This is a genomic window from Rhodococcus sp. T2V, assembly GCF_029269925.1.
In the GTDB taxonomy this organism is placed as follows: Bacteria; Actinomycetota; Actinomycetes; order Mycobacteriales; family Mycobacteriaceae; genus Rhodococcus_F; species Rhodococcus_F koreensis.
This window is the reverse complement of the sequence record NZ_JARJBD010000010.1, coordinates 117,817-138,537: the sequence shown is the minus strand read 5'-3', so window position 1 is coordinate 138,537 and position 20,721 is coordinate 117,817. Positions and strand designations below refer to the sequence as shown.

The following is a 20,721-nucleotide window of genomic DNA, read 5'->3' as shown; positions in this document are numbered from 1 at the left end:
GACCCGTGTCCGTTCGTTCAGCTCGGGTGCTCTCACTTCGCGACCGCGCGGTCGTACCGACATAAGGTGACCGGGAGAGCGCCCATCGGCATTCCGAAAGGCTCTCCCATGCCAGTGTCTCTCTCCCCGTCCCTCGAATTCGTCCTCGTCACGAGGCTGCGCGCCGCCGGCTGTGTGTTTGCCGAGGACGAGGCGCGCCTGATCGTCTCCGCCGCCCGGACGTCGGATGAACTCGCCTCGATGCTGGACCGCCGCGTCGCAGGGGTCCCCCTCGAACACGTCCTCGGCTGGGCTGAATTCTGCGGGCTGCGGATCGAGGTCGATCCGCAGGTGTTCGTGCCGCGGCGTCGCACCGCGTTCCTCGTCGAGCAGGCCGCCGCCCTCGCGCGCCCGCGCGCCGTCGTGGTCGACCTGTGCTGCGGTTCGGGGGCGGTGGGCGCCGCGCTCGCCGACACCCTCGACGGCGTCGAGGTGTACGCGGTCGACATCGACCCTGCCGCGGTCCGGTGCGCGCGACGCAACCTCGCCGAACCGGCCCGGGTGTTCGAGGGCGACCTGTACGCGCCGTTGCCGACCGCGCTGAGGGGACGCATCGACGTCCTGGTGGCCAACGCCCCCTACGTGCCCACCGATGCGATCAGGTTGATGCCGCCGGAAGCGCGGTTCCACGAGCCGCGGGTTTCACTGGACGGCGGCGCCGACGGACTCGACATCCAGCGGCGCGTCACCGCCGGGGCGCGCGACTGGCTCGCGCCGGGCGGTCATCTGCTGATCGAGACCAGCGAGAGTCAGGCCCCGCTCACCGCCGAGGCGTTCGCGGCGGCCGGGCTCATCACCCGGATCGAGACGTCCGACGAGGTGGGCGCCACCGTCGTCGTCGGCACCAACCCCAGGTGAGCGGCCACCCCCAGGTGAGCGGCAAAGCGTCCCGGGGCACACTTCGTCACTCACGTGGGGAGTCGATCCGCACACGTGAGATGCACCTCATCGACTGTTTCGAGTGACGCGACCGCTCGTAGGGTGAGTGGTCGTGTCGGTAGGTGCGCGGGATCAGGGAACCGGATCGCGGGATCACGGTGTGCCGATCCCTGCGCCGGCCCCGGCACGGTCGCTGCTTCTCGGGGTGCCCAAGCTGGGTCGACGCTGGCCGGGCGTGGTCCGTGCCGGCGTGGCCGTGGGCCTGCCCGCGCTGGCGGGGGTCGCGCTCGGACATTCGGCTGTCGCCGCGACCGCCACCCTGGGCGCGTTCGCCGTCGTCTACGGCGAGGGCCGGGCGTACCGGGTGCGGTGGCGGGTGGTGTCGATCGCCGCCGCCGTGATGGTGCTCCTGGCCGGCGTCGGCGCCGTGGTCGGCGGGTTCGTGCACGACGCGACGGCGGCGGGCGGGTCCGCGCTGTGGGGGATGGCGCTCGTCCTCGCGATGACCGTGGTCGTCGCCGTCTGCGCGTTCGTCGTCGACGGACTGCGTCTCGGCGCGCCGGGCGCCTTCCTTCCGCTGCTCACCGTGGAGATCGCGTCCGCGCTGCCTGCGCTCGGTGTCTCCGTGGCGGAGGTGACGGCCTGGGCGGCGGCCGGGGCGGTGTCGGCGTTGCTCGTGTCGATGTCGGGGCGGATCGTTCGTCCCCGCACCCCCGAGCGCGCCGCGGTCGCGACCGCGGTCGCCGCAGTCGACACCGCACTCTGCGACGGGTCCTCGCCCGGTTCCCGGCGGGACGCGGTGCGGTCGCTGCACGCCGCGTGGCAATGCCTCCACGACGCCGCCCTCGTCGGCGGTGATCACCCGTTGACCCGCACGTTGCGCGCGGCGCACCTGCGGTGTGCGGCGACGGTGGACGGTGTCGACGCGGACCACGCGTCGGACGTCGACGACCTGCGGCCGCAGGTCCCGCTGCCGCGGCCGTCGATCCGCTATCGGCTCGGCCGGGCTTCGCATCTGCGGGGCCGGTCCTGGACGATCGTCGCGCGACTGCTGGTCGCGTGCCCCGCGGCCGGTCTCCTCGCGCTGGGGTTCGGCGTCGGCAGGCCCGACTGGGCGGTGATCACCGCGGCGATGATCCTGCACCAGGGACCGGACCGGGTGCTGGGGACGTACCGCGGGCTGCACCGGTTCTTCGGAACGGTGCTCGGACTGGTGGTGCTCGCCGTGCTGTCGTCGCTCGACCTGTCGGCGGCGGTGCTGGTGCTCGTGGTGGCGGGTCTGATGGCGGGGATTGAGGCGTTCCTCGTCCGCAATTACGGGCTGGCGATGGTGTTCATCACCCCGCTCGCCCTGGTTCTCGGTAGCCGCGGCACGCACGTGGACCTGATGACCGTGTCCCGCGACCGGCTCGTCGAGACCGTGCTCGGCGTCGCGGTGGCGCTGGTGGTGCTGTGGACGGTGCTTCCTGGTTCGTACCGGCGGATCCTGAGCGACGCGGACGAGCAGGTGGCCGCGACGATCGGGCGGCTCGGCGATGCCCGGGAACCGGGTGCCGTCGCCGAACTCTGCCGGGATCTCGAGTTCGATCTGCACGCATCCACGACCGCCGCGATCACCGCCGCCCACACCGACCCGGCGTGGACCCGCGACCGGTGGCCGGAGCACCATCATCTGCACGAGCTCGGGTACCGAATCCTCACCCGGCACTTCGGACCTCGTCTTTAGCCGGTCGTCGCCGGATTCCCGCTGTTAGGGTTCGGTGATGGGTCCTGTGACGGGAATCGGAACAGTATTTCGGGCCTCGTTGGCCGCGGCTCTCTGCGTCGGGGTGCTGGCCGCGTGCTCGTCGGACGAGGAACCGCAGAGCGATCCGGCGGCCACGTGCGCGGACGTTCCCAACGGCACCCCGGTCTCCAAGGCGCCGCCACCGCCCGGCCCGGCGCCGACCACCCAGAACCTCGCGACCAATCCCGAGATCGCCACCGTGTACCGCTCCGGGATGACGCCCGTGACCACCGCGTCGTATGCGGTCTCCACCGCCAATCCGGTGTCGACGCAGGCCGCGTGCGAGGTGCTGCGGGACGGCGGGACGGCCGCCGACGCGCTGATCGTGGCCCAGACCGTTCTCGGTCTCGTCGAACCGCAGTCCTCCGGAATCGGCGGCGGTGCGTTCCTGCTCTATTACGACGCCGGGCAGAACAGTGTCGAGGCGTACGACGGGCGCGAGGTCGCGCCGATGGCCGCGACGGAGAACTACCTCCGCTGGATCAGCGACACCGACCGCACCGAGCCCAAGCCCGACGCCCGCGCGAGCGGACGGTCCATCGGGGTGCCGGGCGTCCTGCGGATGCTCGAGATGGCGCACCGCGACCACGGGCGGGACGCGTGGCGGGAACTGTTCGACCCGGCCATCTCCCTCGCCGACCAGGGGCTCGAGATCAGCCCGCGGATGGCCGGGCAGATCGCCGCGTCCGCGCCCGACCTGGCCGTCGACGAGCCGTCGAAGGCGTACTTCCTGAACCCCGACGGCAGCCCGAAGCCGGCCGGGACGAAGCTGACGAACCCGGCCATGGCCAAGACGCTCGGAGCGATCGCCGCGGGCGGCGCCGACGCCTTCTACACCGGGGCGATCGCCCAGGGCATCGTCGACGCGACGGCGACCGCGTCGGGCGGCCGCACCCCCGGCCAGATGACCCTCGACGACCTCGCCAACTACCAGGCGAAGAAGCGGACACCGCTGTGCACGCCGTACCGCGACCACGAGATCTGCGGCATGCCGAACCCGTCGTCCGGCGGCACCGCGGTCGCGGCGACGCTCGGCATCCTGGAGAACTTCGACCTGTCGCAGTACGGGCCGACGAACCTCGACGACAACGGCGGAAAGCCGACAGCGGAGGCCGTGCACCTCATCTCCGAGGCCGAGCGCCTGGCGTACGCCGACCGGGACAAGTACGTCGCGGATTCCGATTTCGTTCCGCTGCCCGGCAATTCCCTCGACACACTGCTGAACGAGGACTACCTGAAGCAGCGGGCCGGCCTCATCGACCCGGGCAAGAGCATGGGCACTGCGCAACCCGGCAACTTCGGGCCCGTTCCGCTCGGTGTGCAGCCGCAGGACAAGGAACACGGCACCAGCCACATCTCGATCGCCGACCAGTACGGCAACGTCGCGGCGATGACGACGACGGTGGAATCGGCGTTCGGCTCGTTTCACATGACGGACGGCTTCGTGCTCAACAATCAGCTCACCGACTTCTCGGCCCAGCCGGTCGGCCCCGACGGGGCGCCCCTCGCCAACCGCGTCGAACCGGGGAAGCGGCCGCGGAGTTCGATGGCACCGACACTCGTCTTCGACCGCGGCAGTGACGGCTCACGCGGCGACGTCCAGTTCGCGACCGGGTCGCCGGGCGGTTCGGTGATCATCCAGTTCGTCGTGAAAACGCTCGTGGGAATGCTGGATTGGGGCCTGAACCCGCAGCAGGCCGTGTCGGCGGTCGACTTCGGGGCGGCCAACACCCCGGTCACCGGCGTCGGCGGAGAGCATCCGAACATCGACGCGGTCGACGACGGCGCCGCCGACCCGTTGATCGTGCAACTGCGGGCGATGGGTCACCAGGTGTCGGTCGCACCGCAGTCCAGCGGGCTCAGTGCGCTGCAGCGTCAGGACTCGGGGTGGGTCGGCGGCGCGGACCCGCGGCGGGAGGGCGCGGTGATGGGTGACGGCACCGGCTGAACCGCGAATGAGGTGTGAAAAAGAAGGGGGCGGTGTGAAAAAGAAGGGGATAGTCCATCCGATGGTTCAGACCCCGACCGGCGGGGAACCCATCGACCATGGCGAACAGCGATGTGAACGATCCCCCGGACGGCACCTGGGCGTTCTTCGACCATTCCGAGGGTGACACAGGGAAATAGAGGCCCATCGTGCTCGTCAGCGACCCACGGAAAGTGGGGGTCGAAGAGGAATTCCATCTCATCGATCGCAAGACCCGGCGCCTGACCACCCGCGCGCCGGAATTGCTGGCACGACTTCCCGACGACGTGTACGTCGACGAACTCCAGCAGTGCGTCGTCGAGGTGAACAGCGGTGTGTACGCCGACCTCGCCGGCCTGCGCAGCGATCTGGAGCGGCACCGGACGGTGCTGATCGACGCGGCCGAGGGGCTCGGGATCGGGGTGGCGGCCGCGGGTTCGATGCCGCTGGCGCTGCCCGCCGAGATGCACGTGACGGGGACGCGGCGCTACCGGCGGATGCTCGCGGACTACCAGATGCTCGCCCGTGAGCAGCTGATCTGCGGCACCCAGGTTCACGTCGACCTGCCCGACCGTGACGAGGCCGTGCAGGTCGCGCACCGTGTCGCCCCGCACATGCCCGTCCTCCTGGCGCTCAGCGCGAGCTCCCCGTTCAGGTCGGACGGTGCGGACACCGGCTATGCCAGCGCGCGGACGCTTCTGTGGTTGCGCTGGCCCAGCACCGGTCCGGCCGCGCCCGTCGCCTCGGCCGTCGAGTACGGCGCCCTGATCGACGACCTGGTCGCGAGCGGGGTGATCAGCGACCCGGGCATGGCGTATTTCGACGTCCGGCCGTCGGTGAAGCTTCCGACCCTGGAGCTGCGGGTGTGCGACAGCTGCCCGCGGCTGGACACGGTCGTGCTCGTCGCCGCCCTGTTCCGGGCGCTCGTCGAACGCGAGGTGGAGGGTCTGCGCGCCGGGACGAAGGGCGTCGAGGTGGTCCCGACCCTGACGCGGGCGGCGTTGTGGCGGGCGGCGCGGTCGGGGTTGGAGGGGGAGTTGGTCGACGTGCGATTTCCGCAGGCGCGTCCCGCGTCGGACCTCGTCGGCGACTTCGTGAACTCGCTGCGACCGCAGCTCGAGCAGGCAGGCGACTGGGACACCGTGCTGGAGTTGTCCGCCGAGGCGTCCGCCCACGGGAGTTCCGCGGCCCGGCAACGTCATGCGCTCGCTCGCCGAGGCCGGCTCACCGACGTCGTCGACCTGCTGCTCGCGGAGACGGCGGGCCGCACCGAACACCTCCCGGAGGTGGAGGTCCCGCCCGCGCCGCCCCGGACGGACCCGACCTCGATCGGTGGTCGCCGGACCCGGCGGTACTGGAGCGCCAGGCTGTGGGATCGCGCCGACACCGCCGACATGACGTGGACGGAGTCGACGGAGCTCGACGAGAAAAAACTGATCGAGTGGCGCCGGGATCTGCACGCGCATCCGGAGCTGTCGTTCGAGGAACGCCGGACCACCGGAATCGTGCGCAACCACCTCATGGGTCTCGGACTCGACCCCGTCGTGTTGCCCGGCGGCACCGGCCTGTGGTGCGACCTCGGCCCGGAGACGGGCGACTGCGTCGCACTGCGCGCCGACCTCGACGCACTCCCGGTTGCCGAGACGACGGGCCTCCCGTTCGAGTCGACGGTCCCCGGGGTGTCGCACGCCTGCGGTCACGACGCCCACACCACGATGCTGATGGGGGCGGCGTCGGTCCTCGTGAAGTACCCGCCGCCGACCCGGGTCCGGCTCATCTTCCAGCCCGCCGAGGAGACGACACCCGGCGGTTCCGTCGACACGATCGCCGCGGGCGCACTCGACGGGGTGTCGAAGATCTTCGCACTGCACTGCGACCCGCACCTCGAAGTCGGCAAGCTCGCCACCCGGACCGGGCCGATCACCTCGTCCAACGACTCCGTCACCGTGCGGTTGTGGTCGTCGGGCGGGCACACCGCCCGACCGCACCTGACCGGCGATCTGATCCACGCCGCCGCCGTCCTGGTGACGGGACTCGCGTCCGTGCTCGACCGCCGCATCGACGCCCGCACCGCGACCGTCCTCACCTGGGGCAAGGTGGCCGCGGGGCAGGTCGCGAACTCCGTGCCCGAGTCGGGTGAACTGGTCGGCACCCTGCGCAGTGCGTCCCGCGAGACGTGGGCCTTGCTCGAACCGCTGGTCACGGACGCGATCTGCCACCTGCTCGCACCGTACAACGTGCGGTACGAGCTCTCCTACCGGCAAGGTGTCCCGCCCGTCGTCAACGATCCCGACTGCACCGCCGACCTGCGTGAGGCGATCGAATCGGTCGTCGGCTTCGACCACCTGGGCGAGGCCCACCAGTCCAGCGGCGGCGAGGACTTCGCCTGGTACCTCGAGAAGGTCCCGGGCGCGATGGCCAGGCTCGGCGTGTGGGGCGGCACCGGCACACCCCAGGAGCTGCACCAGCCGGGTTTCAACCTCGACGAACGCGCCATGGTGCACGGGGTCCGGACGCTGGTCGCGCTCACCCGGCTCGAAGACGAGTCGGAATGAACGGTCAGGCCGGTTTGGAGGCGGCCTCCGCCAGTTTCGGCACGACGGCGTCGACGGCGTAGGGAAGGCTGAGGACGGTGCCCCAGGTGAGTGCGCCGGAGACGGTGGGGTCGTCGACGAACACGGCCCGTCCGGCCTTCGCCACCGGCAGCGACTGATAGACGGGGTCCGCGGTGATCTGCGCTTCGGCGCCGGGGCTGCTGCCCACGTTCCAGACGAGGACGTCGACGTCGAGGATGTTCAGCTGTTCCTTGCTGATGGTGAATGCGTCCTGGTCGCCCGCGAGCTGGGTGATCTGCTCCGGGACGACGAATCCGAGCGACGTCATCAGGCGTGAGCGGGGGTCGTTCGGGGAGCGGACGTAGAACGACCCGGCGTCGCCCAGTTCGGCCACGGCGACCGTCTTGCCCTCGAATTCGGGGTGGGCGGCGCGCTGCTGCGCGACCAGGTCGTCGACGTCGGCGACGAGTTGATCCGCCTTCCGGTCCTCGCCGAGGGTGGTGCCGACGATGCGGACGGCGTCCTGCCACGGCATGCCGAAATCGGGGTAGTCCGGCGATGTCGTCACGGTGGGCGCGATCGCCGAGAGTCGCTGATACGCGTCGTCGTCGACGTCGATGTACAGCGCGAGGATCAGGTCGGGGCCGAGTTTCGCGATCTCTTCGTACGCGAAGTTCGCCTCACCGGTGAACTGTCCGCGGTTGAAGACTTCGGGGTGCGCACCGCCGAGCGCGTCCTGGGCCCAGGGCCAGGTGGCGTCCGGATAGTCGCCGTACCAGTCGGTGACGCCGACCGGCGTCCGTCCGAACGCGAGGAGCGTGTCCTGGTCGGAGTAGCCGACGGTGACGATCCGCTGGGGGTCGCCCGGGACTTCGGTCGTTCCCTTCTTGTGCGTCACCGTCCGGGTGTCGCCTTCGGCGCCGGCTTCGGTGCCGGACGAGCACGCTGCGGCGACGGCGGCCATGCCGACCCCGGCGCTCACGGTCAGGAACTTGCGACGGTTGAGCGTTGGCATCAACTACCTCCCTGTAGGTGAGGCTAACCTACAGGGACTGGGTGGGGTCGTGCATCTGTGGCGGGAACGGGGGAGTCGGCTCGGGAATCGGCGGACCCGGGGGCGGCGTCGGCCCCGGCGGACCAGGCTGCGGTCCCGGCTCGGGCGGTGCGGGTTCCGGACCCCGCTCCGGCGGAAACGGGTGGGGCGGTGTCGGTGTCGGCGGCACGGGAGGAGGGCCCGGAGACGGCGGCACCGGCTCCGGGTCGGGCACGGGATTGCCGTGCTCGTCGCGCGCACTCGTCATCGACAGACCACCTTCCGATCGGCTGATTGAGTGGTACCCGGAACGGGCATCCCGCAATCACAGGGCAGCTGTGGCCGCCCGGGAACAAAATGCGGGATCGGTGCGTTGTCTAGCAACCGTGCCCCGCAAGTGTGGAATTTCACGACACGGGGAACATGAGCCAAAGGGAGGAAGTCATGGCAACCGACTACGACGCACCACGGGTTACCGTCGACGACGAACTCGCCGCGGACTCGCTCGAAGAACTGAAGACACGGAGGAACGACTCGCAGTCGTCCGTCGTCGACGTCGAGGAGACCGACACGGCGGAGTCCTTCGAACTGCCCGGCGCCGACCTGTCCGGTGAGGAACTCACGGTCCGGGTCGTCCCGAAGAGGGCCGACGAATTCACCTGTAGCAGTTGCTTCCTGGTCCATCATCGTTCGCGTCTCGCGTCCGAAGAGGGCGGGCAGCTGATCTGCCGCGACTGCGCATAGGAGGCCCGCGTGGCCGACGTCAGCAGAACGTTCACCGTCGCCTCACCGCTCGGGGAAGTCGTCGCATACCTGCGTGACTTCGCGAACACCACGGCCTGGGATCCCGGGACCGAGAAGTGCGAGCAGACCACGCCCGGTCCGGTGGCGGTGGGCACGGAATGGCACAACGTGTCCTCGTTCTTCGGGCGCACCACCGAACTCACCTACCGCATGACCCGCGACGACCCCGATCACGTCGTCTTCGAGGGTCGCAACGGAGCCGCGGTCACGTCGGACGACCTGTCGTTCGAGAGGGTGCACGACGCCTCGACGTCGATCACCTACCGCGCGCATCTCGAATTCACCGGCTTGGCGCGCTTCGCCGACCCCGCCGCCCGCCTCGCGTTCGAGGTCCTCGCGGCCAAGACCGTCAGACAGATGACCGAGGTCCTCGAGGCGAGGTAACAGTCCGCCGCACAGCGTGTTTGGCGACGCCCCGAGTCTGGCCGCACACAGTGTGCGGGCGCCCCGCACGATGCGAGGCGCCCGCGTCATGTCGGGACCGATCAGCTGAGGTGATGCACCTCCTGCAGCCCGTAGACCGGTGTCGGGATCTCCTCGTGCCGCGCCTTGAGCTGCAGGGCGAGGTACAGCGAGTAGTGCCGCGACTGGTGTAGGTTGCCGCCGTGGAACCACAGCGCTTCCTGCTGGGTGGGCTTCCACATGTTGCGCTGTTCGCCCTCCCACGGCCCGGGGTCCTTGGTGGTGTCGGAGCCGAGACCCCAGCACTTTCCGACCTTGTCGGCCACTTCCTGGCCCATGAGGTCGGCGGCCCAGCCGTTCATCGACCCGTAGCCGGTGGCGTAGACGACGAGGTCGGCGGGCAACTCGGTGCCGTCGGTGAGAACCACGGCGTCCTCGCTGAGATGGTCGACCTGTCCGGACACGAGGTGGATGCTGCCGTCCGCGACGAGTTCGGACGCGCCGACGTCGATGTAGTAGCCGGACCCGCGGCGCAGGTATTTCATGAACAGACCGGAACCGTCGTCACCGAAATCGAGCTTGAAACCGGCCTTTTCGAGTCGTGCGTAGAAGTCTCTGTCCCGGTCGGCGATCTTCTGATAGATCGGGATCTGGAACTCGTGCATGATCTTGTACGGCAGGGACGCGAACGTGAGGTCGGCCTTTTCCGTCGTCATGCCCGCCGCGAGTGCACGCTCCGAGTAGAGGTCGCCGAGGCCGAGGTCCATCAGCGAATCCGACTTCACGATGTGCGTGGACGACCGCTGCAGCATCGTCACGTCGGCGCCGGTCTCGAAGAGCGCCTTGCAGATGTCGTGCGCCGAGTTGTTGGCTCCCACGACGACGACGCGCTTTCCGGCGTAGGCGTCCGGACCGGGGTGCCGGCTCGAGTGGTGCTGTTCGCCGCGGAAGACGTCCTGGCCGGGGAACGTCGGAACGTTCGGTTTGCCCGACATGCCGGTGGCGAGCACCAACTGCTTCGGGTGGAGCACCACCTCTTCGCCGTCGCGGTCGAGGACGACGGTCCACTCCTTCGTCTCTTCGTCGAACTTCGCGGACGTGCAGGTGGTGGACGCCCAGTACGGAATCTCCATCACCTTCGTGTACATCTCGAGCCAGTCGCCGATCTTGTCCTTCGGCGCGAACACCGGCCAGTTGTCCGGGAACGGCATGTACGGCAGGTGGTCGTACCAGACCGGGTCGTGCAGGCACAGCGACTTGTAGCGGTTGCGCCACTGGTCGCCGGGGCGTTCGTTCTTGTCGACGACGATGGCGGGCACCCCGAGTTGGCGCAGCCGCGCGCCGAGCGCGATGCCGCCCTGGCCGCCGCCGATCACGAGAACGTACGGCTGCCGGGTGTAGCCGAGTTCGCGCTCCTCGATCTCCCGCTTCTCTGCCCAGCTCTGGGTGTCGCCGCCGGAACCGTGGACGGCGCCCTTGACGCGGTTCCGTCCCCGGCGTTCCTCGTGGCCCTTCAATTCCTGCATGGTGGTGAGGAACGTCCACGCCTCGTCGTCCTTCAGCCGCAGGTGCCCCTTGCCCCGGCCGGTCGCCGTCTCGAATTCGATCCACGCGGACGTGACGCCGTCGGCCTCGTCGGGGGTCTCGGTGGTGCGGAAGTTCGTCGGGTCGGTGTCGTCGAGGCGTGCGTGCAGCATCGCGGCGACGGCGTCGCGCCCCTCCACGGTCTTGAGGTTCCAAGTGAACGCCACCAGGTCCCGCCAGAAACTGTCGACGGCGAACATGCCCGCGGCGCGATCGACGTCGCGCGTGGCGAGCGCGGATTCGAAGCTCGCCAACCACAGGTCGACGCGTTCCTGGGGGGTCAGGGTCGTCTGCGCCTCAGTCGGCTGGACCGTCTGTGTCATGTACCTCTCCTTCGCTCGGTATGTGACATACAGCACACGCCGGTCGGGGTTGAGCGGCAAGCGTTGCATCGTGTTGCAATCGCCCCCGTGAGTACTTGTTAACCGCCGGCGGTTAATAACTACTCACGGCTGATGTCATGGTGATGATCGAGGGTGCCGGAGCCGACGAAGACAAGATCGCCCCGACGGAGGCGATGCTCGCCGCGATGAGCGCGTACAACGAGGACTTGGTGAACGCCGGGATCATGCTCGACGGGCAGGGTCTGAAGCCGACCAGCGCCGGGGCGCGGGTGGTGTTCGAGGGCGGTACGACGTCGGTGGTCGACGGCCCGTTCACGGAGTCGAAGGAGATCGTCGCGGGTTTCTGGATCTGGGAGGTGCGGTCCCTCGAGGAGGCGATCGAGTGGGTGAAGAAGTGCCCCGCCGACCCCGGTACCGGAATGCGACAGCTGATCGACGTGCGGCCGATCTTCGAGTCGGACGACTTCGGGGACGAGTTCACGCCGGAGTTGCGGGAGCGGGAAGAGGCGCTCGCGGCGCGGATCCGCGAGCAGCACCCCGACCGCTGACATGGACGCGCGGCGCACGGTCGAGGCGGTGTGGCGGATGGAGTCGCCGCGACTCATCGCGTCCCTCACCCGTCTCGTCCGTGATGTCGGCACGGCGGAGGAGATCGCGCAGGACGCGTTCGTGCTGGCGCTGGAGCAGTGGCCGCGGGACGGCGTCCCGGACAACCAGGGTGCGTGGCTGACGGCGACGGCCAAACACAAGGCGATCGATCGGATTCGCCGTGAGCGGTCGCAGCAGTCGAAGTACACGCAGATCGCCGTGGACCCGTCGGCGCAGCAGCCGAGCGCGATGCCGGCGCCGGACGCGGTCGAGGGGGTGGAGGACGATCTGCTGGCGCTGGTGTTCGTGGCGTGTCATCCGGTTCTTCCCCGGGAGTCGCGGGTGGCGTTGACACTCCGGCTGGCGGGTGGTCTCCGGACGGACGAGAGCGCGCGGGCGTTCCTGGTGCCGTCGGCGACGATGGGGCAGCGGATCAGCAGGGCCAAGCGGACGCTGTCGGAGGCGAAGGTGCCGTTCGAGGTGCCGTCGCGGGAGGAACTCCCGGCGCGGCTGTCGGCGGTGCTCGAGGTGGTCTACCTGGTGTTCAACGAGGGCTACGCCGCCACGTCGGGTGAGGACTGGATACGACGTGATCTCGCCGCCCAGGCGATGCGGCTCGCCCGTGTCCTCGCCGGACTGCTGCCCCGTGAGCCCGAGGTGCACGGACTGGTGGCGCTGACCGAGTTGCAGGCGTCGCGGTTCGCCGCTCGGCTGGGCCCGGGCGGCGAACCGATCCTGTTGCAGGATCAGGACGGGTCGCGGTGGGACCGCATCCTGCTGAAGCACGGTAATGCCGCGCTGTTGCAGGGCCGTTGCGCTGGGCCGCCCGCTCGGTCCCTATTCGTTGCAGGCCGCGATCGCCGGATGTCATGCCCGGGCGCCTCGTTTCGAGGACACGGACTGGGAGGCGATCGCCGCCCTGTACGACGCGCTGGCGCAGGTGGCGCAGGTGGCGCAGGTGGCGCCGTCGCCGGTGGTGGAACTCAATCGCGCGGTGGCGCTGGTGCATTCGGACGGTCCGGACGCGGCGCTGGCCGCCCTCGACGCGGTGCGGGACGATCCCCGGCTGGCCCGTCTCAATCTGTACGCCGCGGCCACCGCACCCACCCGGCGTGAACGCAACCTGCTCATGGCACGGGCCGCCGCCGCGTCCGCGCGCACCGAACCCTGAGGCGACCGGTGGTCGCAGCGCGGATCAGGATCCGGGCCGCGACTGCTTGTGGTCGCCGAACGGCTCGTCGCGTTCGCGGACGGCCTCCCGGAATCCGGCGGTGGCCGAGCGCAATTGGAACGCATACCCCTCACGCGTGTGCCGGGACATCCCGTCGAAGACGGTGCCCACCATCGTCGAGTTGGCGACACCCTGCGCGAGCAGCGCGCTGTTCAGCGCGAGTTTGACCATCATCAGCTGGTTGATCGGCATCTGCGCGATCCGCTCGACGAGGTCCTCGGTGCGGCGGTCGAGCTCGTCCGCGGGCGCCGACTCCACGGCGAGACCCCATTCGGCGGCATGCCGTCCCGTGATGCAGTCGCCGGTGAGGAGGAGTCGTTTCGCCCGCTGGTCGCCGAGGCGGTGCGCCCACATGCCGGCGGCGGGCACACCCCACACCCGGGTCGGGGGATAGCCGATCTTCGTGTCGTCCGCGGCGACGATCTGGTCGCAGTACAGCGCGATGTCGGTGCCGCCCGCCACGCAGAATCCGTGGATTTTCGCGACGGTCGGCTTGTTCGCGTGCAGCAGGGTCGCGAAGCCCCGATTGAACCGGCTCATCATGGCGTAGTCGGCCATCGGGTCCCAGTTGGCGAACGGATTGTGGTTGCGGGCCTGCACGATCGGATCGAGGACGGTGCCCGTCGTGGCGCCCGGCTGTTCGCCGCTGTTCTCGGCGAAGACGCCCAGGTCGTATCCGCCGCAGAACCCCTTCCCGCGCCCCGACAGCAGGATCACGTGGACACGCGGGTCGAGGTCGGCGCGTTCGACAGTCGCGGCGAGTTCGAGGGGGGTGTCGGCGGTGATCGCGTTGCCGTGCTCCGGCCGGTCGAACGTGATCCGGGCGATGCGGCCGGTCACCTCGTACGTGAGGGTCCGGTACTCCGGCTCGTCGGCCCGATCCTGTTCGCGACCTGCGAACAGGGAGTCTGCACCCTCGTCCCAGCCGTCGCGCCAGGCCGCCGGGCGGGTGCCGGCGTGGTCGGTCACGACCCCACCTCGAGAGTGGCGCGGTCGATGATGGCGGCGGTGTCGACGCCGGTCGGCAGTGTGCCGAACACGGTGCCCCAGTCGCCGGACAGCCGGCTGACGCAGAACGCGTCGGCCACCGCGGGGTGCCCGTGGCGGACGAGCAGCGAACCCTGGAGGGCGAGTGCCATGTCGCCGACGACGCGCCGGGCCCGGTGCTCGAGCGTGTCGACGTCGCCGAAACCGGATTTCAGCTTTGTGACGGCGGCGTCGAGTCGCGCGTCGGCGCCCGCGGTCGTGCCGAGTTCGTCGAAGAACACCTGAAGCGTCTCCTGCTGTTTCGCGATCGCGCGGAGGGTGTCCAGGGCGGCGACGTTGCCGGAGCCCTCCCACACCGACAGCAGGGGTGCCTCCCGGTACAGCCGCGGCATCCGGGATTCCTCCACGTACCCGTTGCCGCCCAGGCATTCCAGGGCCTCGGCGGCATGGATCGGCCCGCGCTTGCAGACGAAATACTTGCTGACCGACAGCGAGATGCGGCGGAGCGTGTTCGCGTGCTCGTCGCCCGCGGTCGCCCGGTCGGTGAGCGCGGCCAGCCACAGCGCGACGGTCGTGGCGGCCTCCGACTCGACGGCGAGGTCGGCGAGCACGTTCCGCATCAGCGGCTGATCCACGAGGTGGGCGCCGAACGCGCTGCGGTGCACGGCGTGATGCGCGGCCTGCGCCGTGCCGACGCGCATGCCGGTGGCCGTGCCGATCGTGCAGTCGAGGCGGGTCATGTTGACCATCTCGATGATCGTCGGAACGCCGCGACCTTCCTCGCCGACGAGCCAGGCAACGGCCTCGTCGTACTCGACCTCGCTGCTGGCGTTGGAGTGGTTGCCGAGCTTGTCCTTGAGGCGCTGCAGGTGCATTCGGTTGCGGGTCCCGTCCGGCAGCACCCTGGGAAGGAAAAAGCACGACAGTCCGCCGGGTGCCTGGGCCAGCACCAGGAACACGTCGGACATCGGCGCCGACGTGAACCACTTGTGCCCGGTCAGCAGGTAGCTGCCGTCGGACTGCGGCACGGCCCTGGTGGTGCCCGCGCGGACGTCGGAGCCGCCCTGCTTCTCCGTCATCGACATCCCGGCGATCAGGCCGGCCTTCGTGAGCGGAGGGTGCAGCGCCGGATCGTAGACCCGGGCGGTGAGCAGCGGTTCGTACCGTTCGGCCAGCTCACGGTTGTGCCGCAGGGCGGGGACGACGGCGTACGTCATGGAGATCGGGCAGCCGTGGCCGGCGTCGACCTGGCCCCACACCGTCATCTTCGCGGCCCGCACCAGGTGGGCGCGCGGGTGCGGATCGGCCCACGGTGCGCCGTGCAGGCCCATCTCGACGGCGGTGGTCATCAGCCGGTGGTAGGCGGGGTCGTACTGGACCTCGTCGATGCGGTTGCCGTAGCGGTCGTGGGTGTGCAGGACGGGAGGGTGCGCCTCGGCGAGGTCGCCCCAGCGCTGCGCCTCCTCGCTTCCGGCGAGGCGTCCGACGTCGTGCAGTTCCTCGAGCGCGTCGTGTGCGCCTTCGCGTTGCAGCGCTTCGAGAATCGGTGCGTACTCGGCGGCGTCGAAGTTGATCAGCGGCGGCACCTGGTTGACGACCTCGTGTGTGGCACTCATGTCGGGCTCCCGAGGGATCGAAGGGTGAACGTGAGCAGGGCTGGGATGATCGCGGCGTCGGCGGCGCCGCGGGCGAGGGGCAGGATCAGTGCTTCGCCGATGGCGCCGACGATGCAGGCGGCCGTGACCGACGCGTCCTGGTCCGGGATCTCCCCGGCCTCGACGGCGCCGGCGATCGCCACCGCGAGGGCGTCGCGGAACGACTCGCGGAACAGCAGGCGCTCCGTGTCGACCTGCGGGTCGACGGGTTCGACGAGCAGTGCGTACGCCAGGGTGGGTGCGCGCAGCGCGCGTTCGGCGAATGTGGCGACGGAGGCGGAAACGGCGGCAACGCAACGACCCTCGGCGGCCCGGGCGGTGTTGCCGGATTCGACGGCGGCGCTCACCTCGCGGCTGCAGACGATGCGGAAGACTTCCGCGAACAGTTCGCCCTTGTTCGCGAAGTGTCGGTAGACGGTGCCGGTGCCGACGCCGGCCTCCGCGGCGACGGCGGAGATGGAGCACCCCGCGTAACCGTCGCGGGCGATCAGGCCGATCGCGGAGTCGAGGAGGGTGGTGCGGAGAGCGTCCAGGCGTTCCTGGACGGCGGGTGTGCGCCGGTAGGCCATATTCAAGGAGTGAACACCCGTTCCGTTCTTGCGTCAAGGGTGCTAGCGTCGGCTACACCGGCGAGGAAAGGCGCATGCGATGACTTCCGACGTGGTACTCGTCCGCACGGACGGCCCGGTCACGACGATCAGCCTGAACCGGCCCGAAGTCCGCAACGCCGTCGACCGGCCCACCGCCGAGGCGCTCGCCGACGCCTTCCGCGCCTTCGACGCGGACGAGGCCGCGTCCGTCGCCGTGCTGCACGGTGAGGGCGGAACATTCTGCGCCGGAGCCGATCTCAAGTCCATCAGTTCCGGCACCGGGAATCGGGTGGCGCCCGACGGCGACGCACCGATGGGCATCTCCCGGATGCGGTTGTCGAAACCGGTGATCGCCGCGATCGACGGGCACGCGGTGGCGGGCGGACTCGAACTCGCGTTGTGGGCCGACCTGCGGGTCGCGGGCGCGGACGCCGTCCTCGGAGTGTTCTGCCGACGCTGGGGTGTGCCGCTCATCGACGGCGGAACCGTCCGCCTGCCGCGGCTCATCGGGGAGAGTCGCGCGATGGACCTCGTCCTGACCGGGCGGCCCGTCGACGCCGACGAGGCGCTGAGCATGGGGCTGATCAATCGGAAGGTCGCGGCGGGGGAGGCGCTCACCGCGGCCCGGCAACTGGCCGCCGAGATCGCCGGCCTGCCCCAGGTGTGCCTGCGGCAGGACCGGCTGTCGCTGCTCGAGCAGTCCGGGCTCACCGAGGACCAGGCGTTGCTGAACGAATTCCGGCACGGCGCAATCTCTCTGGCCAACGGAACGGTCGAGGGCGCCGCACGCTTCGCCGCCGGGGCGGGCAGGCACGGTGATGCCGCCCCCGTGAGTACTTCTTAACCGCCCGTGGTTAACAAGTACTCACGGGCGGTGTGGGTCGCATACCTGCTCGCGCTGACCGTCACGATCTTCACGCTGGGGCTGCCCACCGACCGCATCTACCAGGCGACGTGGATCGTCGCGGGCCTGATCGCGTTCACGATCGACCGGCCGTGGCGGGACCATGTGCGGGTCGTGTGGGACTGGTTGCCGCTCATCGCTGCCCTCGTCGTCTACGACCTCAGCCGGGGTGTCGCCCACCACCTCGGGATGCCCGTGCGGGCGCAGGAGCTGGTGACGGTGGAGACCTGGCTCTTCGGCGGCACGATCCCCACCGTGTGGTTGCAGGAGACTCTGCTGCCTCCGACGGGTGAGCTGCCGTGGTGGACGCTACTCACGGGGATCGTCTACACCAGCCACTTCCTCGTGCCGTGGGTGCTCGCGGCCGTCTTCTACGTGTATTCGCGCGACGTGTGGTCGGGGTACATGCGTCGGGTGCTGCTGTTGTCGTACCTCGGGCTGGTCACCTACATCCTGCTGCCGTCCGTCCCGCCGTGGCTGGCCGCCGAGGGGGACGTGATCTCCGGCAGCGTAGGTCGCGTCGCCGGTTTCGGATTCGGCGTCGTCCCCATGGATGTCGGCACGCGGTGGCTGGAGGCGCAGAGCAATCCGGTCGCCGCGCTGCCGTCGCTGCACGCCGCGTTCGCGCTGCTGGTGGCGGTCGCGTTGTGGCCGTTCGCGAAGAATCTGTGGTCGCGCGCGCTGCTGGCCGCGTACCCGGTCGCCATGGCGTTCGTCCTGGTCTACGGCGGCGAGCACTACGTCGTGGACGTGCTGGCGGGATGGGCGTATCTGGGGCTGGCGATCCTCCTGGCGCGGGCGTGGGAGGCGCGCACGACGACGTTGCCTGGCCGAGATCTCACCGTCGGCCACCCGAGGCATCGCTCGTGACCGACACCTCGTCGAGCGTGGCACGCAGGAACGGCAGGATGCGCTTGACGATCGCCTCGTTGTACGCGACCGGTTGCTGATTCGGGTTCGCGTGGCCGGTTCCGTCGAGCTTCGCCACCAGCAGCGCGCCATCGGTCCCGCCGGACTGTTCGACGAGGATCTTCTGCGTGTAGTCGACGTCGACCACCGGATCCTTCCAGCCCGCGCGGGGACGCACGAAGACGATCCCCGGTCGCGGTTTGTCGTCCGACTCCACCGCCAGCGACTTCAGGTTGTCGATGGCACCGGACGCGACGATGGTCTTGAACTGCGATTCGATCAGCCCGTTGCTCGCGACGTCCTCCGACAGGACCTTCTCGGTGAGAACCTCGTCGAGGACGTCGCGGAATTCGTCGACGTCGACGTGCGGATACCAGTCCGACTTCGTGTCCAGGAATCTGCTCTGCCGGGCCGCGGTCTCCACCAGCACGCGCATCGTCCGGCTCTCCCGCGCGCCGGGCAGCCAGCCGATCCACCGCAGCATGTCCTCGCCGCTGTCCCGGCTCCCGGCCCGGACGGCGTGCAGGTCCACCGGCGTGCAGTCGAGCACCACGCCGATGAGGTTGGCGTCGGTGTCCTCGTAGATGTGCTGCGCCACCTCCAGTGCGACGACGCCGCCCATGCTGTGCCCGGACAGGACGACGTTGTCGATCCCTTCGTCGGCGGCGCGGGCGGCGATCAGTTCGCTGATCACCTTGGTGTCGATACCGCCGTTGTCGTACTGGACCGCCCAGACCCGTCCGATGCCGCCGTACGAGGACAGCGTCCTGGCCGTGTCGGTGGCGTCCTTGTTGCCGAGGCCGACGAGGTCGACGACGGCGGTGTCGTGGTCGGTGGGCGACTGCGCGTCGTACACCTCGTGGATCTGCGGCTGGGTCAGTGCGAGCCGCTGGCGTTCGGGTTGGACGTCGTGGACCCAGTACTGGCCGCCGGCGAGGAGCAGGGGAACGGTCCCGAGCGCGACGGCGGCGAGGACGCGCCTGGTGCGGCCGAATTTCTCCCACCGGTGACCGAGCCGTGTCGCGTGCAGTCGCGCCTTGCGGCGGTCGTTGCTCCAGTCGGCCACGGTGGACGGATGGCGTGTGATTCTCTCCGACATCTACTCCGAGGGTACGCGTGGCGGCTTCGCCGCCCGTGAGTACTTGTTAACGTCCGGCGGTTAACAAGTACTCACGGCGGAAGCGGCTGGAATCCGGGCAGAGCGCGGCGACCGGGGCGACGTCGGACGCGTGGTCGACGTCGCGGAGCGTCGGCAGCGACAGTACCTCGGCGCCGGCCGCGAGCAGTGCCGCCCGGGTGAGGCGCCCGGTGTCCGGGCTCGACGTGGGAACCGGAAGTATCGCCCGGGCCGAAACCGCATCGGGCACACCGAGGATCCACCACCCGCCGTCCTCGGCGAGCCCGAGGGCGCATCGGCCCCGCCGCTCGGTGAGGAGGTCCGCCGAGTCGGCGAGCAGCCCCGCCGTCACCTGTGGTGTGTCCATTCCGATCTGGAGAATCGGCAGACCGAAACGGCCGAACGTGTCGGCGTGGGCGTTCACCAACCGCTCCGCGAAACTCTCACCCCGCTGCGGCACCACCGTGAACCGGCCCAGCGTCGCGGCGATGTCGCTGCCCCGGACCGCGCGGGCGAGGTCGCCGGTCATCGCCACCACCCGCTGCGCCACCCCGGCACCGGCGACGGCGTCGAGCGTGTCCAGCAGCGAGGCGGCGGCGAGGCCGGCCGCCCTTGTGTCGCCGACGTCCCGCGCCAGCCGGGTCTTCGCGAAGCCGGGCACCGGAGCCTTCGCGACCACGAGGACGGCGACGTCGCGGGTCACCCGATCACCTTCCAGAAGTCGTGGACGGCGACGACGGTGCCCTTGAGCGAACCCGACACCTTCGACGTGCCCGCGGTGCGCGGGCGATACGCGACGTCCTGCTCCACGACCCGCCAGTGGGCGCGGCCCGCGAGCACGAGAAGCTGCAGCGGGTAGCCGGACCTGCGGTCGTCGACGCCCAGATCGAGAAGGTCCTGCCTGCGCACGGCTCTCATCGCACCGAGGTCGTGGATCGGCAGCCCGTACCGGCGCCGGAGCCGGGCGGCGAGGACGGCGTTGCCGATCCTGCTGTGCAGCGGCCATGTTCCCCGTCGCCGCCCCACGGCGAGGTCGGCGCCCGAGTCCAGGGCGGCGACCAGCCGGGGGAGTTCACCCGGATCCATCGAGCCGTCGCCGTCCAGCACGCAGACCACCATGGTCTGCGCCGCCAGCACCCCGGCGTGCACGGCCGAACCGTATCCCGGGACGGGCTCCCGCACCACCGACGCTCCGTGTGCCACCGCGACCGCGGCGGTGTCGTCGGTGGAGTTGTTGTCCACCACCACCGTCCGGTAGCCGGGCGGCACCGCGGCGAGCACGCCGGGCAGGGAGCCGGCCTCGTTCATACACGGGATCACGACGGTGACGTCCCGCGGCGAGATCGGC

At 70.0% G+C, this 20,721-nt stretch carries 17 protein-coding genes and 1 pseudogene; 10 read left to right on the top strand and 8 right to left on the bottom strand.

All coding sequences use genetic code 11. The annotated features are described in order from the left end of the window. Window positions 1–108 precede the first annotated feature (108 nt). The 4 genes from P3H15_RS11850 to P3H15_RS11835 all read left to right on the top strand — a co-directional run bounded on the left by P3H15_RS11850 (window position 109) and on the right by P3H15_RS11835 (window position 7,225). On the top strand, window positions 109–897 hold the full coding sequence (locus P3H15_RS11850; RefSeq protein WP_276137401.1) for a putative protein N(5)-glutamine methyltransferase: 789 nt from the start codon (window positions 109–111) through the stop codon (window positions 895–897). A 181-nt stretch (window positions 898–1,078) separates the two neighbouring features. Further along, a complete protein-coding gene (locus P3H15_RS11845; protein WP_276137400.1) occupies window positions 1,079–2,644 on the top strand; it encodes an FUSC family protein in 1,566 nt (521 codons plus the stop codon). Between the two features lie 37 nt (window positions 2,645–2,681). Continuing rightward, a complete protein-coding gene (ggt, locus tag P3H15_RS11840; RefSeq protein ID WP_276137399.1) occupies window positions 2,682–4,652 on the top strand; it encodes a gamma-glutamyltransferase in 1,971 nt (656 codons plus the stop codon). A gap of 188 nt (window positions 4,653–4,840) precedes the next feature. After that, on the top strand, window positions 4,841–7,225 hold the full coding sequence (locus P3H15_RS11835; protein ID WP_276137398.1) for a glutamate--cysteine ligase: 2,385 nt from the start codon (window positions 4,841–4,843) through the stop codon (window positions 7,223–7,225). A gap of 4 nt (window positions 7,226–7,229) precedes the next feature. Here the strand turns inward: P3H15_RS11835 and P3H15_RS11830 are convergent, their stop codons facing one another. Then, the gene (locus P3H15_RS11830; protein ID WP_276137397.1) at window positions 7,230–8,240 is read right to left on the bottom strand and encodes an iron-siderophore ABC transporter substrate-binding protein; all 1,011 of its coding nucleotides are present in this window, start codon (window positions 8,238–8,240) and stop codon (window positions 7,230–7,232) included. 462 nt (window positions 8,241–8,702) lie between these two features. On the opposite strand from P3H15_RS11830, the gene P3H15_RS11825 reads away from it, so the two are divergent. Together P3H15_RS11825 and P3H15_RS11820 are read left to right on the top strand one after the other, a co-directional pair. Continuing rightward, window positions 8,703–9,002 (top strand): DUF4193 domain-containing protein, encoded by a 300-nt coding sequence (locus P3H15_RS11825; RefSeq protein ID WP_005248611.1) that lies wholly within the window; start codon window positions 8,703–8,705, stop codon window positions 9,000–9,002. A gap of 9 nt (window positions 9,003–9,011) precedes the next feature. Beyond that, the gene (locus P3H15_RS11820) at window positions 9,012–9,446 is read left to right on the top strand and encodes an SRPBCC family protein (RefSeq protein WP_276137396.1); all 435 of its coding nucleotides are present in this window, start codon (window positions 9,012–9,014) and stop codon (window positions 9,444–9,446) included. A 101-nt stretch (window positions 9,447–9,547) separates the two neighbouring features. Here P3H15_RS11820 and P3H15_RS11815 read toward each other — a convergent pair whose 3' ends face one another. Beyond that, entirely contained in the window at window positions 9,548–11,371 is a 1,824-nt protein-coding gene (locus P3H15_RS11815; RefSeq protein WP_276137395.1) for an NAD(P)/FAD-dependent oxidoreductase, read from the bottom strand. 137 nt (window positions 11,372–11,508) lie between these two features. Here P3H15_RS11815 and P3H15_RS11810 point away from each other — a divergent pair, with 137 nt between their 5' ends. Together P3H15_RS11810 and P3H15_RS11805 are read left to right on the top strand one after the other, a co-directional pair. After that, entirely contained in the window at window positions 11,509–11,940 is a 432-nt protein-coding gene (locus P3H15_RS11810) for a YciI family protein (protein ID WP_276137394.1), read from the top strand. Between the two features lies 1 nt (window position 11,941). Continuing rightward, a pseudogene (locus P3H15_RS11805) lies at window positions 11,942–13,151 on the top strand (RNA polymerase sigma factor). A 24-nt stretch (window positions 13,152–13,175) separates the two neighbouring features. Here the strand turns inward: P3H15_RS11805 and P3H15_RS11800 are convergent. Genes P3H15_RS11800 through P3H15_RS11790 form a run of 3 tightly spaced genes read right to left on the bottom strand, consistent with a single transcriptional unit; the run spans window position 13,176 to window position 16,422 of the window. After that, on the bottom strand, window positions 13,176–14,180 hold the full coding sequence (locus tag P3H15_RS11800; RefSeq protein WP_276137393.1) for a crotonase/enoyl-CoA hydratase family protein: 1,005 nt from the start codon (window positions 14,178–14,180) through the stop codon (window positions 13,176–13,178). Then, on the bottom strand, window positions 14,177–15,814 hold the full coding sequence (locus P3H15_RS11795; protein ID WP_276137392.1) for an acyl-CoA dehydrogenase family protein: 1,638 nt from the start codon (window positions 15,812–15,814) through the stop codon (window positions 14,177–14,179). Before P3H15_RS11795 ends, P3H15_RS11800 begins: the two co-directional genes overlap by 4 nt. Then, on the bottom strand, window positions 15,811–16,422 hold the full coding sequence (locus P3H15_RS11790; RefSeq protein ID WP_276137391.1) for a TetR/AcrR family transcriptional regulator: 612 nt from the start codon (window positions 16,420–16,422) through the stop codon (window positions 15,811–15,813). The genes P3H15_RS11795 and P3H15_RS11790 overlap by 4 nt, the downstream gene beginning before the upstream one ends. A gap of 79 nt (window positions 16,423–16,501) precedes the next feature. Here P3H15_RS11790 and P3H15_RS11785 point away from each other — a divergent pair, with 79 nt between their 5' ends. Both P3H15_RS11785 and P3H15_RS11780 read left to right on the top strand, forming a co-directional pair. Then, the gene (locus tag P3H15_RS11785; protein WP_276137390.1) at window positions 16,502–17,287 is read left to right on the top strand and encodes a crotonase/enoyl-CoA hydratase family protein; all 786 of its coding nucleotides are present in this window, start codon (window positions 16,502–16,504) and stop codon (window positions 17,285–17,287) included. A 30-nt stretch (window positions 17,288–17,317) separates the two neighbouring features. Further along, a complete protein-coding gene (locus tag P3H15_RS11780) occupies window positions 17,318–18,217 on the top strand; it encodes a phosphatase PAP2 family protein (RefSeq protein ID WP_276137424.1) in 900 nt (299 codons plus the stop codon). Here P3H15_RS11780 and P3H15_RS11775 read toward each other — a convergent pair. From P3H15_RS11775 to P3H15_RS11765, 3 genes are read right to left on the bottom strand one after another with little or no spacing between them, the layout of a single operon-like run. Continuing rightward, a complete protein-coding gene (locus tag P3H15_RS11775; RefSeq protein ID WP_276137389.1) occupies window positions 18,186–19,355 on the bottom strand; it encodes an alpha/beta fold hydrolase in 1,170 nt (389 codons plus the stop codon). The genes P3H15_RS11780 and P3H15_RS11775 overlap by 32 nt on opposite strands. Before the next feature lie 46 nt (window positions 19,356–19,401). After that, window positions 19,402–20,076: a DUF2064 domain-containing protein gene (locus tag P3H15_RS11770; RefSeq protein WP_276137388.1), complete on the bottom strand. Its 675-nt coding sequence runs from the start codon at window positions 20,074–20,076 to the stop codon at window positions 19,402–19,404. Then, window positions 20,073–20,717 (bottom strand): glycosyltransferase family 2 protein, encoded by a 645-nt coding sequence (locus tag P3H15_RS11765; protein WP_276137423.1) that lies wholly within the window; start codon window positions 20,715–20,717, stop codon window positions 20,073–20,075. The genes P3H15_RS11770 and P3H15_RS11765 overlap by 4 nt, the downstream gene beginning before the upstream one ends. Between the last annotated feature and the right edge of the window lie 4 nt (window positions 20,718–20,721).

Coding starts and splice junctions, on each gene's coding strand:
- P3H15_RS11795 (WP_276137392.1), bottom strand. CDS start 15,814: ATGAGTGCCACACACGAGGTCGTCAACCAGGTGCCGCCGCTGATCAAC.
- P3H15_RS11810 (WP_276137394.1), top strand. CDS start 11,509: ATGGTGATGATCGAGGGTGCCGGAGCCGACGAAGACAAGATCGCCCCG.
- P3H15_RS11850 (WP_276137401.1), top strand. CDS start 109: ATGCCAGTGTCTCTCTCCCCGTCCCTCGAATTCGTCCTCGTCACGAGG.
- P3H15_RS11785 (WP_276137390.1), top strand. CDS start 16,502: ATGACTTCCGACGTGGTACTCGTCCGCACGGACGGCCCGGTCACGACG.
- P3H15_RS11815 (WP_276137395.1), bottom strand. CDS start 11,371: ATGACACAGACGGTCCAGCCGACTGAGGCGCAGACGACCCTGACCCCC.
- P3H15_RS11830 (WP_276137397.1), bottom strand. CDS start 8,240: ATGCCAACGCTCAACCGTCGCAAGTTCCTGACCGTGAGCGCCGGGGTC.
- P3H15_RS11775 (WP_276137389.1), bottom strand. CDS start 19,355: ATGTCGGAGAGAATCACACGCCATCCGTCCACCGTGGCCGACTGGAGC.
- ggt (WP_276137399.1), top strand. CDS start 2,682: ATGGGTCCTGTGACGGGAATCGGAACAGTATTTCGGGCCTCGTTGGCC.
- P3H15_RS11790 (WP_276137391.1), bottom strand. CDS start 16,422: ATGGCCTACCGGCGCACACCCGCCGTCCAGGAACGCCTGGACGCTCTC.
- P3H15_RS11825 (WP_005248611.1), top strand. CDS start 8,703: ATGGCAACCGACTACGACGCACCACGGGTTACCGTCGACGACGAACTC.